The organism is Clostridium senegalense (assembly GCF_018916625.1).
Taxonomy (GTDB): Bacteria; Bacillota; Clostridia; order Clostridiales; family Clostridiaceae; genus Clostridium_J; species Clostridium_J senegalense.
In genome coordinates this window covers 1-18,080 of sequence record NZ_JAHLNC010000006.1, presented here as the reverse complement: position 1 = coordinate 18,080, position 18,080 = coordinate 1, and the positions used below count along the sequence as shown (strand labels likewise).

General features: G+C 26.1%; 18 protein-coding genes, 1 tRNA gene, 2 rRNA genes, 1 pseudogene and 1 riboswitch. Of the genes and pseudogenes, 4 read left to right on the top strand and 18 right to left on the bottom strand.

Going from position 1 to position 18,080, the window contains the following annotated elements; all coding sequences use genetic code 11:
* Positions 1-30: 30 nt before the first annotated feature.
* The 13 genes from KQI36_RS11160 to KQI36_RS11100 form a co-directional block, all read right to left on the bottom strand.
* A complete protein-coding gene (locus KQI36_RS11160; protein ID WP_216450941.1) occupies positions 31-1,455 on the bottom strand; it encodes a HAMP domain-containing sensor histidine kinase in 1,425 nt (474 codons plus the stop codon).
* A 3-nt stretch (positions 1,456-1,458) separates the two neighbouring features.
* Positions 1,459-2,178, bottom strand: a complete 720-nt coding sequence (locus KQI36_RS11155) for a response regulator transcription factor (RefSeq protein ID WP_010299500.1) — start codon at positions 2,176-2,178, stop codon at positions 1,459-1,461.
* Between the two features lie 210 nt (positions 2,179-2,388).
* Positions 2,389-2,595: a zinc ribbon domain-containing protein gene (locus tag KQI36_RS11150; protein WP_216450940.1), complete on the bottom strand. Its 207-nt coding sequence runs from the start codon at positions 2,593-2,595 to the stop codon at positions 2,389-2,391.
* Between the two features lie 21 nt (positions 2,596-2,616).
* The gene (locus KQI36_RS11145) at positions 2,617-3,402 is read right to left on the bottom strand and encodes a hypothetical protein (protein WP_216450939.1); all 786 of its coding nucleotides are present in this window, start codon (positions 3,400-3,402) and stop codon (positions 2,617-2,619) included.
* Positions 3,403-3,422: 20 nt separating this feature from the next.
* Positions 3,423-4,310, bottom strand: coding sequence for an ABC transporter ATP-binding protein (locus KQI36_RS11140; protein ID WP_010299508.1), 888 nt, complete (start codon positions 4,308-4,310; stop codon positions 3,423-3,425).
* 25 nt (positions 4,311-4,335) lie between these two features.
* Positions 4,336-5,382: a hypothetical protein gene (locus KQI36_RS11135; RefSeq protein ID WP_216450938.1), complete on the bottom strand. Its 1,047-nt coding sequence runs from the start codon at positions 5,380-5,382 to the stop codon at positions 4,336-4,338.
* 288 nt (positions 5,383-5,670) lie between these two features.
* A complete protein-coding gene (locus KQI36_RS11130; protein ID WP_216450937.1) occupies positions 5,671-6,309 on the bottom strand; it encodes an ABC-2 transporter permease in 639 nt (212 codons plus the stop codon).
* A gap of 26 nt (positions 6,310-6,335) precedes the next feature.
* Complete coding sequence (locus KQI36_RS11125) at positions 6,336-7,187, bottom strand: ABC transporter ATP-binding protein (RefSeq protein WP_216450936.1); 852 nt, start codon at positions 7,185-7,187, stop codon at positions 6,336-6,338.
* A 49-nt stretch (positions 7,188-7,236) separates the two neighbouring features.
* Positions 7,237-7,611, bottom strand: a complete 375-nt coding sequence (locus KQI36_RS11120) for a GntR family transcriptional regulator (RefSeq protein WP_216450935.1) — start codon at positions 7,609-7,611, stop codon at positions 7,237-7,239.
* A gap of 18 nt (positions 7,612-7,629) precedes the next feature.
* Positions 7,630-8,307, bottom strand: a complete 678-nt coding sequence (locus KQI36_RS11115) for an ABC-2 transporter permease (RefSeq protein WP_216450934.1) — start codon at positions 8,305-8,307, stop codon at positions 7,630-7,632.
* 12 nt (positions 8,308-8,319) lie between these two features.
* Positions 8,320-8,964, bottom strand: a complete 645-nt coding sequence (locus KQI36_RS11110) for an ABC-2 transporter permease (protein WP_216450933.1) — start codon at positions 8,962-8,964, stop codon at positions 8,320-8,322.
* Between the two features lie 36 nt (positions 8,965-9,000).
* A complete protein-coding gene (locus KQI36_RS11105; protein ID WP_216450932.1) occupies positions 9,001-9,870 on the bottom strand; it encodes an ABC transporter ATP-binding protein in 870 nt (289 codons plus the stop codon).
* 14 nt (positions 9,871-9,884) lie between these two features.
* Positions 9,885-10,256: a GntR family transcriptional regulator gene (locus tag KQI36_RS11100; protein WP_216450931.1), complete on the bottom strand. Its 372-nt coding sequence runs from the start codon at positions 10,254-10,256 to the stop codon at positions 9,885-9,887.
* A gap of 615 nt (positions 10,257-10,871) precedes the next feature.
* A riboswitch (cobalamin riboswitch) is annotated at positions 10,872-11,026 on the top strand.
* Between the two features lie 109 nt (positions 11,027-11,135).
* On the opposite strand from KQI36_RS11100, the gene KQI36_RS11095 reads away from it, so the two are divergent.
* From KQI36_RS11095 to KQI36_RS11080, 4 genes are read left to right on the top strand one after another with little or no spacing between them, the layout of a single operon-like run.
* Complete coding sequence (locus KQI36_RS11095; protein ID WP_216450930.1) at positions 11,136-12,191, top strand: ABC transporter substrate-binding protein; 1,056 nt, start codon at positions 11,136-11,138, stop codon at positions 12,189-12,191.
* Between the two features lie 7 nt (positions 12,192-12,198).
* Entirely contained in the window at positions 12,199-13,278 is a 1,080-nt protein-coding gene (locus tag KQI36_RS11090) for a FecCD family ABC transporter permease (protein WP_216450929.1), read from the top strand.
* A gap of 6 nt (positions 13,279-13,284) precedes the next feature.
* A complete protein-coding gene (locus KQI36_RS11085; RefSeq protein ID WP_216450928.1) occupies positions 13,285-14,049 on the top strand; it encodes an ABC transporter ATP-binding protein in 765 nt (254 codons plus the stop codon).
* Between the two features lie 13 nt (positions 14,050-14,062).
* Complete coding sequence (locus KQI36_RS11080) at positions 14,063-14,389, top strand: CGGC domain-containing protein (protein WP_216450927.1); 327 nt, start codon at positions 14,063-14,065, stop codon at positions 14,387-14,389.
* A 176-nt stretch (positions 14,390-14,565) separates the two neighbouring features.
* Here KQI36_RS11080 and KQI36_RS11075 read toward each other — a convergent pair.
* The 5 genes and pseudogenes from KQI36_RS11075 to KQI36_RS11055 all read right to left on the bottom strand — a co-directional run.
* Positions 14,566-15,252 (bottom strand): annotated as a pseudogene (locus tag KQI36_RS11075) (NAD-dependent protein deacylase); the annotation flags it as partial.
* A 163-nt stretch (positions 15,253-15,415) separates the two neighbouring features.
* Positions 15,416-16,540 (bottom strand): RNA-guided endonuclease InsQ/TnpB family protein, encoded by a 1,125-nt coding sequence (locus KQI36_RS11070; protein ID WP_216450926.1) that lies wholly within the window; start codon positions 16,538-16,540, stop codon positions 15,416-15,418.
* A 1,060-nt stretch (positions 16,541-17,600) separates the two neighbouring features.
* Positions 17,601-17,675: transfer RNA gene (locus KQI36_RS11065), tRNA-Asn, on the bottom strand.
* Positions 17,676-17,680: 5 nt separating this feature from the next.
* Positions 17,681-17,798, bottom strand: a 5S ribosomal RNA gene (gene rrf, locus KQI36_RS11060).
* Positions 17,799-17,992: 194 nt separating this feature from the next.
* Positions 17,993-18,080: ribosomal RNA gene (locus tag KQI36_RS11055) — 23S ribosomal RNA — on the bottom strand; the annotation flags it as partial.

Below are 18,080 nucleotides of genomic sequence, written 5' to 3'. Positions count from 1 at the left end.
AACAATTTGTTAAAATGTTGGATGCTATTTTTATAAAATTATCGTTATTTTTGTGCCTTCTTTTAATTTACTTTCAATTTGTACATCCCCGCCATGATTTTTAATTATTTCCTTGGAAATAGCCATTCCAAGACCTGAACCTTTGTGAAGTTCACCTGTATTTGTTCCTCTATAATATCTATCAAATATATGCTTTAAGTCTTCTTCACTTATACCTTTTCCATTATCACTTATCGTTATATATATTCTTTCTCTTTTTTCTAATTCAACTCTAATTTTTACATCTTCATCATTATGAACTATTGCATTAAAAATTAAATTTGTTAAGCAACGTTTTAATAAAAGAATATCTACTTCTTTTTCTGCAACTTCTGTTTTAGGAATAAATTCAATATCTCTATTACTATATTTGTTATCATTTAATATAGTTATTATAACTTCTTTCGTTAAACTTACTAAATTGGCCCTACCCTTTTTTAAAAATAATGCATTATTCTTTAGACGAGTACTTAAATTTAAATCATTAACTAACTCTGTTATATATAAAGATTTTTGATATATAATTTCACCATATTCTTGTATTTCTTCTTCTGTAAAATCGTAATCACCATTTATAAGTTCTGAATAACCTCTTATAGAAGCTAGTGGAGTTTTTATGTCATGAGATATATTTGCTATCCATTCCTCTCGCATTTTTTCATTTTTCTTTCTTTCAACCTCATTTTCTTTAAGAATAGAAGATAAGGCATTTAGGTTTCTAAATACATTTGAATAAATACCTTTTTCTTTAAATGTTAAATTATAATTTCCCATAGATAAAGTTTTTACTCCATCTATAATTCTTCCAACTGGCTTTGTAAGTCTTCTACTAAATAATAATCCACCTATTATAGCAATTAAGCTATCCATAATTAATACCCCTGTTAATATATCTTTCATAAGATTTCCCATAGTATTTTCACTATACATTACAACTGTCTTACTCAATTTACCTATTGGAAAGTTAATTATGTAACTTAATTTTCTATCACCTATATCAACACTTGATACTAATATATTTTCTACCCCTTCTGAACCACCTGTATATTTATAAGCATTAACAATATCTACAGGAGTATATTCATTTTGTACCTCTTTAGGCTTTTTATAATTTGTAATTTCTTTTCCATTTTCATCTAATACTTGAACCCAAAGATTATTTTCATCTAAACTTTTTTTACCTTCATCTCTTATAATTATTTCATCATTAGATAATTCTATATTATCCCCAAAAACCCTTGTGAAATTTTCTGGATCTAATTTGACTTCTTTATATGTCATCGGTTCTACTAGCACAAACCCTTGTGATGAATTTTTAATTATAGATACCATTCCTAATGTTACATTTATAAAAAATATAAACACATTTATAAGTACTATTGTTATAACAAATCTTGCAGTAAGTTTTATATTCATAAATTACTCATCCTTTACAACAAGTTTATATCCAAGACCTTTAGCAGTTACTAAATACTGAGGCTTAGATGGGTTTTCTTCTATTTTTTCTCTAAGTCTTCTCATATGAACCATTATGGTGTTATCAAATCCTATGTAATCTTCACCCCATACTCTATCACATATGTTTTCTTTACTTATTATTTGATTTTTATTATTAGCCAAATAAGCTAATAGTTTAAATTCTTTTGCTTTTAATTCTACTATTTCTCCATTTTTTCTTAATTCAAATTTTTCCTCATCTAATACAAATGGACCAAATTTTATTACATTTTCTTCTTTATTAATATTTTCAACATAAACACTTCTTCTTAAATGAGCCTTAACTCTATATGCTACCTCTTTAGGACTAAAAGGCTTTGTTATATAATCATCTGCACCTATAGCAAAACCTAATATTCTATCTAATTCTTCATTTTTAGCAGATAAAAATAATATAGGTACCATAGCCTTTTCTCTCATTTTTTTACATACTTCATATCCTTCCATATCCGGAAGCATTATATCTAATATAACTAAGTCAGGAAGCTCTCTTTTAAAAACTTCTAATGCTTTACTTCCTGTTTCTGCAGTAAAAACATGATTCAATCCTTCTTTTTTTAAAACTGTTGATAAAAGTTTTAATATTTCAACTTCATCATCTACTAAAAGTATTTTTTTATTATTAATTGATATATCCTCCACACTACCTCATCCTTTCTTAATTAAAACCATATATTTATATCTTTTATTATATACATATAATAACTAAATATAAATATTTTTAAATTAATATAATTCCTATATAAAAATCAATTGAACTTTTACAATTTAGTTTAAAAAAACTGTTTCAATATATTAAATCTTTATATTGAAACAGTTTTATAAAATAATTATATATTATATTGGTTTAAATTATGATGTTAAGAAATCTAGTATATTCCATCCTGCTTTTGTTTTAGCTCTATATAATTCTGTATATCCACATCTAGCACAACTTATTGTAATAAATTTTTTATTTTGAACATCAAATATTTTAGCTAAATTTCCTCCAGTAGCTTGAAATTCATCATTTTCATATTCATTACATCCACATTTAGGACAAATATATTGTTTTTTCATATCTAATCTCCTTTATATATTTTATCTTTTTTCACTAACAAAGTTTTTATAAGTTATTTTAGGAACTATTATTAACACTAATATAAATATTAGTAAATCTATTCCTGCTATGAACATAGGTGTTTTATACCTTACAAAAGTCGATGAATACATGGCCCATAGCGGAGTAAGTCCTGCATATTTTTGAATTTGTGCTGGTAAAAAGTTTGCTGCTATATATGGTATTCCCATGAATAATCCACTTACCATAAAGGGCATTATTGCATTGTTACTTATAGATGATAATAACAGTGTTATCTGAGTAAAGAATATACATCCCATCACCATTGTTATTCCTAATATTATAATCATTTGAAGAACTGTTATTGTTGAACCACTATTTCCAAAATACCATAATTCTTTTAATTGTAAATTTAACCCTTCAGCACCTGAGTAATATATAGCAGAAAATACAATAATCAAATATAGTGACAATAATACTATTGATGTAGCTATACTCCCTGCTATACTTTTTGCCATAACAACTTTTTTCTTTCCATTTTTACTTGAATTTATCAAATCAGTCATATATGAGTTATACTCAACATTATACATAGATGAAGTTATTATAAGTATAAGCATCCCCATTATTGGTGCTATTCCATAAGTTTTATCAAATACGGAAGCATAATTTTCTAATATATAATTGGGATATGAGCTATCAAATCTTACAAGTACTGAACATAATAACGCTCCTAATATCCAAACTAAAAATACTCTTTTTTTAAGTAGTACTTTTCTTAATTCACTTTTTACTAAATTATACATTTCAATTCTCCTTTAAACTACTAAACTTCTTTTGCATCTTCAATATCAAAATAGAACATATAAACATCTTCAAATTTTGGCTCTATTTTATGCACTTCTTTATAAACTGGTTCTTTATCTGCTATTACTCTTATTTCAGTTTTATCTATTCCTCTTTGTATATTTACTACTTTATATTTATTTTGAATATCTCTAATTATATCTTCATTGTCTGTGTTTATTACATATACTTTATCTTTCATATTTTCTAGAATTTCTTTATGACTGCCCTTTACAAGTAATGTTCCATCTTTAATTATTATTGTTTCTCTTGCTATAGACTCTATATCAGATATTATATGAGTTGATAAAATTATTATTTTATCTCTAGATATTTCACTTAATAAATTTCTAAATCGTGTTCTCTCTTGAGGATCAAGACCTGCTGTAGGTTCATCTAGAACTAATATTTTAGGATTATTTAACAAGGCTTGTCCTATACCAACTCTTCTTTTCATACCACCAGAAAATTTCTTTAATGATTTATTTCTAACATCATATAATCCAACTAAATGTAATATTTCATCTATTTTTTCTTTAAGCCCATCTTTTGAAATCCCCTTTAACGCTGCCATATAATTTAAGAATTGTTTTGCTGTAAAATTACCATAACCTTCAAAATGCTGTGGTAAATACCCTAAAACATCTCTATATTTTTCATCTAATGATTTTATATTTTCACCGTTATATAAAATCTCTCCACTATCACTTGTAAGTAATGTTGTTATTTGCTTCATAAGTGTTGTTTTTCCTGCTCCATTCGGTCCTAAAAGACCATAAACACCACTTTCTAATGTAACTGTTAAATCATTAGTTACTCTTTTTTTCCCAAAGCTTTTATTTAAATTTTTTATTTCTAATTTATTCATAGTATAAATACCTCCTAAAATTCTATTATTTACTTTCTATTCTTTTAAAAATATTAAACATATATATAATGCTTGCTATAGTTATCATTACTAATATAGCTAATATGGCTTTAATTAAACTTATATCATATCCAAATACACTTATATCACCTAAGTACATTCCTATTAAATTATTCCCCTGAAATATTAAGTCTGGATAATTACCAAAATTTAATATACTAATTATGTCTGCTCCCCCTATTTGAGTTAAAAACTTACTTATAGGTTTTATTAAAAATACTAATATTTTGCCTAAAATTATGTATACACCAAATATAGATATTGATGCCATAGAACTTTCTGTTTTAAATGATATTATAGCTCCTATAATTGATAAACTTAAAAGTAAAACTAATACAAAAACCATTTTTAAAGCTACATATTGCATTATGGTAAAAGAACCCTCTAGCATCATAAAGTTATCAACAATTCTAAAAGCTTGTAAATTTCCGTTAATAGGCCTACCATACTTTAAGAATGTCTCAATGAATGTTATAGCTAAAAATCCTACGTATGCTACTATTGGAACTACAATTGCTAACATCCCTTTAGAACTAAGTGCTTTATATTTATTTTTAGATGTTAGTATTAATGTATCCATTGATGAAACCACTTCATCACTATATATATTGCAAATTAACATTGCAATTATAGATAATAATCCTATTAATGCTAATGGATGAGCTACTTTATGGTTATATACCTTCCAAAAATCTACATCCTTATAGTTCATGACCTTTACTTTATCTAATTTTTCCTCAGCCATATTTTTCATTTTTTTGCTACTACTATCATTTGCAGATTGATTTGCTAACTGTTCAAGTTCATTAATTTTTATTTCAAAATTTTCTGATGCTAAAACACCGCCCTCTCTCATATCTACAAAACCATAATTTTCTTGTTCTAAATAAGATTTCTCACTTTCCAGTTGCGGATTTAAAAACACCATGACAAGTGATAAAACTATAAATATTGCTAATGCAATTATTCCATTCTTATTTTTTATCAATTTATTTAATTCTAATCTAAACAATATTATCTCCTCCTGACAAATATAATTTTAAATATTTAACCTTACACTTAAGTAACCATAAACTTAAATAAACCTTAAATAAAAAAAACAACTAGTAAACCTAGTTGTTTAAATTTAAATTCTATTTTATTAAATATGCATTATATAGTTTTTAATAATAGTTTTTGTTAACCTAGAAACTATCCCACCTATACAAACTAGTATAAGTGCAATAACAAAAACTATAGGTTCTTTTAACATTTCTTACACTTCCAAATCCTTTTTAAATCCTTATTTTTAATTGTATGTTTAAAAATCTTTCTTTCTATAAAAAAATACTGTTATATACATGATAGTCATAAAAATAACTATGGCTAATATTATAAAGATTAATAGTTGAATATTATTTAGTAATTGACCACCATTAAACACTTTTAAGTATTGACTAAATTTACTTTCAAACATAGTATTAATTATCACCATAAAAATGATAAAATAAGCTACCATACCAGCCTTATTTCCTAATGTATAATATATTAAATAGTAAATACTTATTGATAATAATAATATTATTAACGTTAATATTGCATCTTTTATAAATATATCCATAGGTAATTTTATAATAAATTTATCTAATAATTCATTAATAACAAATCCTAATATTCCTCCTAGAATAATTATTATTGCTGACCCTAAAAACTTTGATATTATATATTCATCCCTAGACATACCTACACTTAAAAATAATATATGATTTTTTTGCCTTACTTCATATTGTATAGTGGCAATATTAGCTATTGCCACCATACTAATTAAATAATTATAATAATTCCCCTTATTAGTTAATAACATCAAAATTATAGGCAATAAAAGAAACATTATATTTAAATAGCCTTTATAATTAAAAATTTGTAATTTAACCTCTTTGCCTATTGATTTAATCATCATATTTTAACCTACCAAATCATTATATTCTACTTTCTTTTTAGTATCATTATTAGTTCTAATGTTGCATCTTGTATTAATACACTATCTTTAAATTCTTTTTTTACCCACTCTACATCAGAAGTTAGTGCTTCAAATCCATAAGAACTTTTTCTTATTCCTTCAAAATACTTTTCATTTTCTTTAGTTAAAAGGCTTATATCTCCCTTTACTATTTTATAAGTATCTAATACTTCTTCTTTACTTTTAGAGAATACAATTTTTCCATTGTTTATATAAGTTATATAATCTGCTATTTTTTCAAGATCTGAAGTTATATGAGTAGATAACAATACACCTACATTTTCATCTTGTATTAATTCCCTTAATATATTTAAAACTTCTGCTCTAACAACTGGATCCAATCCTGCTGTTGGCTCGTCCATTATTATAAATTTTGCATTATGGCTAAGGGCAATTGAAAGGGAATATTTCATTTTCATTCCCTTTGAAAGTTCTTTAAATTTTTGACCTTTATTAAGTCCAAATTTATTTGCATACTTATAAAATGTATCAAAACTCCATTCTTTATAAAATGGTGCAACAAGCTTTGCGTTATCCTCTAATGATAAATGTTCATAAAAATATCCTTCATCATAGACAAAACCTATTTGCTCTTTTATTTCTTTCTCAAACTTTAAGTTATCTTTTTCGAAAACTTTTATTTCTCCACTATCTTTTTTTACTAAATTCATTATAAGTTTTATAGTGGTAGTTTTTCCCGCACCATTTTGTCCTATAAAACCCATAATATATCCTTTAGGAAGAGTAAATGATATATCTTCCAATTTAAAATTTTTATATGCCTTTGTTAAATTCTTTACTTCTAATATATTTTCCATATAAGCTCTCTCCTTCTAACTATATCTGTAAATAAGTTTTGCAAACTATTTACTTTTCTTCATATAAAACTTCTAGTATTTCTTTCATTTCATCTAATGAAAGCTGTATCTTTTCACTTTCCTCTATTGCTTTTGTAAAATACTCTTCTATATTTCTTATAATAAGTTCCTTTACAAGCTCCTTATCTTGGGCCGAAACGAAAGACCCCTTTCCAGGTACTGTATAAATATAACCATCTCTTTCAAGTTCTTCATAAGCTCTTTTAGTTGTTATTACACTTATTCTCAAATCCTTAGCTAAAGCTCTTATTGAAGGCAATGGTTCGTTTGCAGATAATTTATTCATAAGTATATCATCTTTTATCTGTTTTTCTATTTGAGAGTATATTGGCTCTCCTGAGGAATTGTTTATTATTATATTCATCTTCCTCCTCCTAACTGTTTATGATAAATCTTTATTACAATATCCCTTTATTGATAAAGTTGTTATTATCCCATAAATCACTAACCCTATTAAAAATATTAATGGTATTATTAAAAATCCATTTTCTATGCTTTTCATAAAGAAACCTACAACTTTTTTTGAAGCCGCTGGAAATATTTTTTCTGCTAAAAAAAGCACTAACATTGGTAAATATATTATTCCTAATAGTGTAAATCCACTATATTTTACTGCCACATCATAACTAGCTTTATAAAAAATATAGTTTGGAACACATATGATCACTACATAATATAAAAATGAGAATGATTGAGAAAACAACAACATCTTTAAATCTTCACCACTTATTTTTCCCAAAATAAAAATTATAGACAATAGAAATATTGATGTTATAAAATACACTAATAAGTAAAAAGTATATTTGCTTACTACTACATCTTTTCTATCAACAGGAAAACTATTTATTAACATATCATAATATTTACGTGTCTCTTCTGTTGCTGTAAATTTATTTAATATTATTGGTATAAATAAAGTTGCAAATATATATATTGGGAAATAAACTGGTGCTTTAGCACCAATTAGCGTTAAAACTACCATAACGCATCCTACAAGTAAATTCATTATAATTAATGGATTTTTGCTAGTTATTATATCTTTTTTAAGTAATGCATTCATATATTATACCTCCTATAGATCTCTTTTTTCATATATTACAACAGATAAAGTAGCTAATATCCCAGTTATAGCTAACACTGCTATAACAAGTATTATATTAAATTGAATGCTTGTATTAGAAAGTAATTTTACTATATTACCCTCTAATTTAAACTTGAAAATATTATTTATAAACATAAATCCCATCATAAAAACTATAAGTGTTACATAATAACTTATCTTAGCTGCTTTAATTCCTAATGAAAAATATGAAAAATAATACATTGATAAAATTACTAATGAATAAAACAATATAGATTTTAATGAATGTATATTTACTCCTACAAATTTTGTAGGAATTGCTATTAATAAAACTTCATTTAATATTATTGATACTATACATCCTATCATTGCCACTACTATTGACGATATAAATTTACCTAAAACATAATCTTTTCTTGTACAAGGATAACTAAGTGTAGACTTATAAACACCATCTCTATTTTCAAGTTCTGTATTACTAAGTCCTCCTATTACAAAAACCATAATAAGATAATTTATAAAATCTTGTCCTTGCGTCATAGCTATTACTGCCATACTTATCAGTAACACTATAAATTGTGAACCTTTTAATGATAAAAGCTGTATTTTCAGCTCTCTTTTTATTACATTTAACATCTTAATCCGCACCCCATTACATCTTTAAATTCATTATTATATATTTCCAACTGCTTCTCTGCTTTTAAATACCATAATATCCTCTAATGTTGGCTTTTCCAAAATCACACTATCTTTAAATATAGCCTTTATTTTTGATACATTATTAGTTAAAGCCTCAAATCCAAAACTTGTTATATTTATTGATATAAATGCTTTTCTATTTTCATCATTTAATAAACTTTTATCACCTTTTACAATTCGATATTCTTCCAATACATCAATTGTAGGTTTAGAAAATTCTATTTTTCCTTTATTAATATAAGTTATATAATCAGATATTCTTTCAAGGTCTGATGTTATATGTGTTGATATTAAAATAGCTATATCTTCATTTTGAATTACCTTTTGAAATATATCTAAAAGTTCTTCTCTAACAATTGGATCAAGACCTGCAGTTGGTTCATCCATTATTAAAAACTCAGCATTGTGACTAAGTGCTATAGCAATTGCAAATTTCATTTTCATACCCTTTGAAAGTTCTTTTACTTTTTGATCTTCATTTAATCCAAATATCTTTAAATATTTGCTAAAAGTTTCAAAACTCCACTGCTTATAAAAGTTAGAAATTATTTTAGCATTTTTCTTTATAGATAATTTTTCATAATAAAAACAATCATCATATACAAAACCAATTTTTTCTTTTATTTCTTTAGAATACTTAACATTATCTTTTCCAAATATCTTAATTTCTCCACTATCTCTTTTTAATAAATTCATTATTAATTTTATTGTTGTAGTTTTACCTGCTCCATTTTCACCTATAAATCCCATTATATATCCTTTTTCTAAATTAAAAGATACATCATCTAATTTAAAATTTTTATAGGTTTTTGTTATATTTTTTATCTCCAAAACATTTTTCATACTCCTCAACTCCTTTAATACTTATATATAATTTCTAATTTTTCTTTCATATTATCTAAGGATAAATCTATTTTTTTCCCTTCATTTATGCCCTTTAAAAGATATTTTTTAACATTATCCATTATAGTATATTTTATAAATTCTTTATCCTTATTTGAGATAAAAGTTCCCTTTCCTGGAACTGTATAAACAAATCCTTGCTTTTCTAATTCTTCATAAGCCCTTTTAGTCGTTATTACACTTATTTTTAATTCCTGTGACAGTGCTCTTATAGATGGTAATATATCATCTAATATAAGTTTATTTTCAAATATTGATTTTTTAATTTGTTCTTCTATTTGTGAATATATTGGCTTTCCAGAAGAATTATCAATTACAATATTCATAATACCCCTCTTCTTCAACATTATTTATATAGTGAGTATACCCACTATATACAGTTGTAGTAAAAAAAATTATTTTTCTATCTTTTCTCGTTTTTTAAAGAAAATTAAATGCTCCAAAATTATAGCTATACAAAACATTATAATTATAAACATAATCTTCATGAATCCTATTTCCTTTATAAATTTTATTTTCAACTCGTATATATCCTATATACACAGTATATACTCTATATACACACCTTGTCAATAAAATTTAAATTAATTTTTTATAATTATAATTATCTTCTATAAAAATATAAATAAAAACTAAAGCAATCAAAGCTTATTCTAAAAAAGTACGTTTAATATTATTAGGAACATAGTGAGTAACAATCACCACAACTATTTAACTGTTCACTATTAACTTTTAACTAAAAAAATCTGCTAATTATTGATAAAATATTAATTTAAATTTTCTCATTTGATAACTAAATAAGTTTAAAAGTTAACTTGGAACTCTATATATTTGAACAATTAGTTATAAAAATTAATCATTTCAAAATTATTTGACATATTTTTTAATTTATGATAAGCTTTTCAATGATAATTCAATAAAATTTTAAGTTAAATTCAATTTAACTTACTTTTAGAATAGGTTATAAAAGTAAAGTCACTTTTATATAAAAGGGGAAGTTGGGTGCAAATCCCACGCGGTCCCGCCACTGTAAAAGATTATTTTTTCTATATCAATAATCTTTAGCCAGAATACCTGCCTATTTTTTCACTACAATAGCCTACGAGAGATGGGGATAGTGTTTATATAAGTTTGTACTTATACCTATTTAGCCACTTAAGGTTAAATAGGTTTTTTTATTTATAAAAATTAAAGGAGTTTTATTTATGAGATCAAAAAATATGAAAAAAACAATTATGAAAACTTTATGTACTACACTTTGCATTGCTATGACAGTTTCATTTATGGGTTGTTCTAGTAATAATAAGTCTACTAATACAAATAGTGTATCTACTGAAAACAGTTCTACCAAGGAAAATAAAAATTCAAGCTATCCTGTAACTATAAAAAATTATAATGTGAATAACGAAGAAATTGAAATTACTTTTGATAAGGCACCAGAAAGAGTTTTAACAACTAACCAAACTACAACTGAATTGATGCTAGACTTAGGATTAGAAGATAAGCTAATTGGTACATGCTATTTGGACAACCCTATATCAGAAAAAGTTAAAGACAAATATGCAAAAATTCCAGTTGTATCTGAAAAATATCCTACTAAAGAGCAAGTTTTATCTTTAAATCCTGATTTTATATTTGGATGGAAAAGTGTCTTTGCCGATAAAACACTTGGTGATGTAAGCGAATGGATAGGCAGAGGTACTAATACATTTGCTCAGCGTAATACCGTTAAATCCGTTGGAAATTATACTGTTGAAAATTTATTTAAAGATATTGATGACTTAGGAACTATATTTAATATAAAGGATAAAACAGATAAATATATACAAGACAATAAAGATAGATTAACTAAAATAGAAGAAAAAACAAATTCTATTGACAAGAAAAAAACAACATTAATTTTAGAATCTGAAGAAAAAGGTGATTTTAGATTATATGGCAAAAATGATCTTGTAAGTGATATGGCTTTAAAAGCTGGATTAGAAAATTTAGGTGAAGAATCTGGAACTGTAAGTTTAGAAAATATAGTTAGTTTAAATCCTGACACTATTCTTCTTATACATGATGGCGATGGAAAAGATATTCACGATCCTGAAATTGCTAAAATTTTCACTTCTAATGAGGCCTTGAAAAATGTAACTGCCGTTAAAAATAATGCAATAGTTGTTACTGGGCTTGCTGAAACTTGGGCCGGTGGAATTCGTGTAGTAGATGCTATTGAACGCTACTCTAAAGAATTATATCCTGAATTATATAAATAGGTGATTTATGAAAAATAAAAACTTTTCAAATATACTAAGTAAATATAATTATTTAATAGTTATTGCTTTAATGTTGCTTTTATTAGTATCTATAGTTTTAGCAGTGTCTATAGGTTCTGTAAAACTTCCTGCCACTGATGTTTATAGTATAATTTTAAATAAACTTTTTGGTACAAGTTTAAAAGGAAAGTCAATTCCACAGGCATCTATTGATATAGTTTGGCAAATACGATTGCCACGAGTTTTTCTTGGTGTAATAACTGGGTTAGGATTATCTCTTGGTGGAACGGTTATGCAAGCTACAGTGCAAAATCCATTAGCTGATCCATATCTTTTAGGGATTTCCTCTGGAGCCACACTAGGTGCTACTTTTTCAATATTAATTGGTGCCTCTACATTATTTACTGGAGTTTTACAAAATACAGGTGTAACCTTTTGGGCTTTTATAGGAGCTTTACTCGCCTCAATAGTAGTATTTAAACTTTCTAATTTAGGTGGAAGAGCTACATCTGTAAAATTAGTTCTTTCTGGTATGGTAGTTAACTTAATATGTTCTGCTTTATCAAGTTTTATGATTTATCTTACAAACGATAACAGTGCCCTTCACTCACTTTCATATTGGAGTATGGGTTCTTTAACTGGTGCTAAATGGACAAACTTACTGATACCTACAATTATAGTTGTATTTTTTATTATAATCTTTATTATACAATCTAGGGTTATGGATGTAATGCTTTTAGGTGATGAAACTGCTATAACTTTAGGTATAGATTTAAATAAATATAGAAAGTTTTATTTAATTAGCGTTTCAATTTTATCAGGGGTTCTTGTTTCATGTTGTGGAATGATAGGTTTTGTAGGATTAGTTATTCCTCATATTACCCGTAGTTTAGTTGGTTCAGACCATAAGAAACTTTTACCAACTACTGTACTGCTAGGTGCTATATTCTTAGTTTGGGCAGATGTGCTATCCCGTATAATACTGAAAAATATGGAAATGCCTATTGGCATAATTACTTCACTTTTAGGTGCACCATTTTTTATTTATATTATGATAACACGTGCTTACGGATTTGGAGAAAGGTAGCTTATTATGAATTTAGATATTAAAGATTTAAATGTTGCTTTTGGTAATAAAACTATTGTAAATAATGTCTCTTTAACTGTAAAAAATGGTGAGTTTGTTGGATTAATAGGTCCAAATGGAAGTGGTAAATCTACCCTTTTAAAGTCTATATACAGAGTATATTCTCCTAAATCTGGAGTTATGCTTTTGAATGGAAAAAACCTCTTAAATATACCAATTAGAGACGTTGCTAAAAATTTAGGAGTTGTTAGTCAATTCAACAATCTTGCTTTTGATATGACTGTAGAACAAATGGTTTTACTAGGTAGAAGCCCTCATAAAGGTCTTCTTGAAATTGATAACGATAAGGATATTGACATAACTCATGAAATGCTTAAAAAAGTTGATATGTTTGATTATAGATATAGAAGTTTTTTAACTTTATCTGGTGGTGAAAAACAACGTGTTCTACTTGCAAGGGCACTAGCTCAACAAGTAAAATTACTTATTCTTGATGAGCCCACTAATCACCTTGATATAAAGTATCAACTTCAAATATTAAGGTTAACAAAATCTTTAGGTATTACTGTAATTGCTGCATTGCACGATTTAAATTTAGCTGCTTCTTATTGTGATAAATTATATGTTATGCATAATGGTAATATTGCTGCAACTGGAGCACCTAATGAAATATTAACAAAAGAGCTTATTAAAGATGTTTATGAAGTAGACTGTACTATTCACAAATATCCAAATAAAAATTCAATTTATATTACTTTCGAAGACTTTTAAAGGAGGTATTTTTATGTCAATAGCAATTATGTCTTGTAGAAAATTAGTTGGTAAATGCGCTGGAACTGGATGCCTTAATGCTTTTAATAACGATTTAGACGCTTTTACTATTTATAAAAATAAAAAGGAGACTTTGGCTAGTTTTTTCTATTGCAGTGGTTGTTCAAGCACATTAGGAAACGATGAAGATTGGCAACATAAAATAAATCAATTAAAGAATAAAAATGTTGATACTATTCATATTGCTCTTTGCATAGAGGTTGAATGTGATAACTACTCTAAACATGAAAAAATATTAAAAGCTAATGGCTTTAAAGTAATACATGGAACCCATAAGTAAATACATATATTATAAAGAAGTTAAAAAGTAGGTATCATATATATACCTACTTTTTAACTTCTTTATTTAATATCTTAAATATTTCTAAAACTTCTTATTTTATATTCCATATCTATTAATTTTAATTATTACATATGAAAACAAGCTCAAATTTAAATCTATTTATCAAATTTCTATTACAATTCTTTTAAAGCTTCACTTAATACTTTTCCAATAGAATCCTTTATAACTAAATTAGCTTTATTATCATATGGTGTAGCTTCTTTATTTATAAGAATTAAATTTTTTCCTTTAAAATATTCCAATAATCCTGCTGCTGGATACACAACTAGAGAAGTTCCACCTACAATAAATGTATCTGCTTGTGATACTGATAAAATTGACTTTCTTAAAATATCACTATCTAAACTTTCTTCATATAGAACTACATCTGGCTTAACAGCATCACCACAAACCTCACATACTGGTATGTTATTATTACTTTTTAACATATAATCCAAGTTGTAAAATTTATTACATCCCATACAGTAATTTCTATGAACCGAACCATGTAGTTCTAAAACATTTTTAGATCCAGCTAGTTGGTGTAACCCATCAATATTTTGAGTTATAATAGCATTTAACTTTCCTACTTCTTCTAGTTTAGCTAATGCTTTGTGTGCTAAATTAGGCTTGGCATCTTTAAAAATCATTTTATCTTTATAAAATCTAAAAAATTCCTCAGTATTACTTTTAAAAAAACTATGACTAAGCATTACTTCTGGTGGGTAATTATATTTATTTTTAGAGTTATATATTCCTTGATTAGATCTAAAATCTGGAATATTACTTTCCGTTGAAACTCCTGCTCCGTTGCATAAAACTTATAAAAAGTTATAAATATATAAATTTTACTTTATTTCCTTCTTCGTAGAACTCTATTTCAAAGTTATTTCTAACATTCTACTTTAGTTTGGTGTAGTTCTCTAAAGGCTTTAATTCGGATACAACGAATCCTACTAAGATTAGTAATTTCTCAAAATTCACCTATACTAACCCATAATTACCAAGATTAATTGAAGCATTCTTATCTCTATCAATTTCAAATCCACAATTATCACATACATAAATTCTATCTTTTAGTTTTAAATCAGATTTAATTTGACCACAACATGAACAAGTTTTACTACTAGGATAAAATCTATCAACTTGGATAAAATCTATACCATTAAATTCACATTTATATTTCATTTGTCTAATAAATTCATAAAAACATTGTTCTTGTATCGCTTTTGATAAATACTTATTTTTCATCATACCACTTATATTTAAATCCTCCATTACAATTCTGTATGGATATAGTTTAATTATTTTATTTGTAGTTTGATGTGTATGATTTAATCTAATATTTGATAACTTCCTGTGTAATGATTTAATTTGCTTTTCTAATTTAATAATATTATTAGTTTTAACAAATTTATTACCTTGTTTATTTGCTTCATATTTTCTTGATATTTGTCTTTGCAATCTTTTTAATCTCTTATTCAACCTTTTAACTCTTTTTGTTTTATTAATATTTTTAATAGGCTTATCAAGACAATTCAATATTGCTAAATTAGATATTCCCAAATCTATACCAATTGATAAATCTTTATTTAAAGTAGTTTGGTTTTCTTCTACTTCAACTCCAAAACTTAAGTACCAGTACTTACCATCAAAACTGCAATACGGATTACTATATTTACAATTTGGTATTTTATAATTAGTTTTGAATTTAACTTTTCCATTTTTTTCTATATTGCATATATTATTTTTAAAATGTAAACGGTCATATCTTACATAGAAACTTTGTCTTAATTTTCTCTTAGATTTAAATTTAGGATATTTACCTATCTTTTTAAAGAACGATTTAAACGCTTTATCTAAACTTCTCATACTTTCAACCATTGTGGTATTTGAAACTTCATTTAACCATTTAAAATCATCTTGTTTTTTTAATTGAGTAAATTCTTTTCTTACATCTGACATATTATATTTAATTCCTTGCTGATACAATTCATTACATTTATTCAATGCCCAATTGTAAGTAAATCTGCTACAGCCTATTGATTTTAACATTAATAACTCTTGCTCTTGTGTTGGTAATAATCTTATCCTTATTGATTTCTTCATAATTTAACCTCCTTTCGCATATCTTATCTTTATTTTACCAAGGAAGAATTAAAGAAACAATTATAGGATATTGCAAAAGAACAAAATAGGTCTTTTAATAATCTTATAATTACTATTCTTAAAGATTTTGTATCTAGCATTCAAAAATAGAGTGCTTTTTTATTCTTATATACTTATAACTTTCTATAAGTTCTATGACTATATTCAGTATGGTTCGTTACTCCATACCAGTTCTCTTATGAACTTCTTATGCTTTCACATAAGCGTAGACTATATCATCACCTAATCGGTGTTCCCCACTTCCACCCACTTGAGTGTACTTCCTTTACGGAATAGTCGTTGAGCCTTCCCCTATTCGGGGCTTGGTTGCTGATTACCCATTATTACAGTGTTTAGGATTTAACCATGCACTATCTAACTAATTTTTTCTACTTTCGTAACCTTCACGCTTGATTTTATTTCATATCTACGTTGTAGTTTAGTTAGCTTTAGGGACTTCCAGCAGTTCAAGGAATTTTGGATGATTCTAAATCATCACTCCATACTCTTTATGAATATGGGAGGCTGTCAACAATTTTTTATAACTTATTTATAACTGTTAGTTACCTCCTAAAAATACAATGTTAGTACTATTTTTTATAATATCTTTTAATAATTCTATTTTATCCATAAAACCCTCACTCAAATTTTTTTATATATCAAATTAGAATTTAATATATAAATATTATATATAACCAAATAAAATTATGCATCAATTTCTATTAATATTTTTAAATTTTATTTAATATAAATTACAACCAAAGGTCTTTTATGCATTCCAAATTTCTAAATTAATATATTCTATTTAATATGAATATAAAATTTTCACTTGAATTTAAATTTAAATTTCAATTTAAAATCTACATATACTTATTATTTATCTTATTACTTATCTTATTCACTAATCTAAAAAACTTTCTATGGGTTATAATCCATAAATTTTAAAAATCAAATAGTAGTTATTTAAAATTTTTTAAACATAAAAAAAAGAAGTAGATATTCTACTTCTATGTTTCCAAAATGGCTCCGCGAAAAGGATTCGAACCTTCAACCTATCGGTTAACAGCCGAGTGCTCCACCGTTGAGCTATCGCGGAATATTACCTGGCAACAACCTACCCTCCCACACAGTCTCCCGTGCAGTACTCTCGGCGTCTAGAGGCTTAACTTGCCTGTTCGGAATGGAAAGGAGTGTTACCCTCTAAACCATCATCACCAGATTTTAAATTAATATAAGCTGCGTACTGCGTCGTCAATTTCCTTCGTTTCTATGCTCATTTATATAAATAAACTCCGCTTCTCACTCAGTCATTTCCTAACATTACTTGCTTCTCTTAATTTATTACTTAAATATTAATATTTTTATATTAAATTGTTCAGAGCTTGTTCTCTGAAAATTGCACAGTGATTATATTAGGTCAAGCCCTCGACTTATTAGTATGAGTCAGCTGAACATGTTACCATGCTTACACCCCTCACCTATCAACCTGATGTTCTTTCAG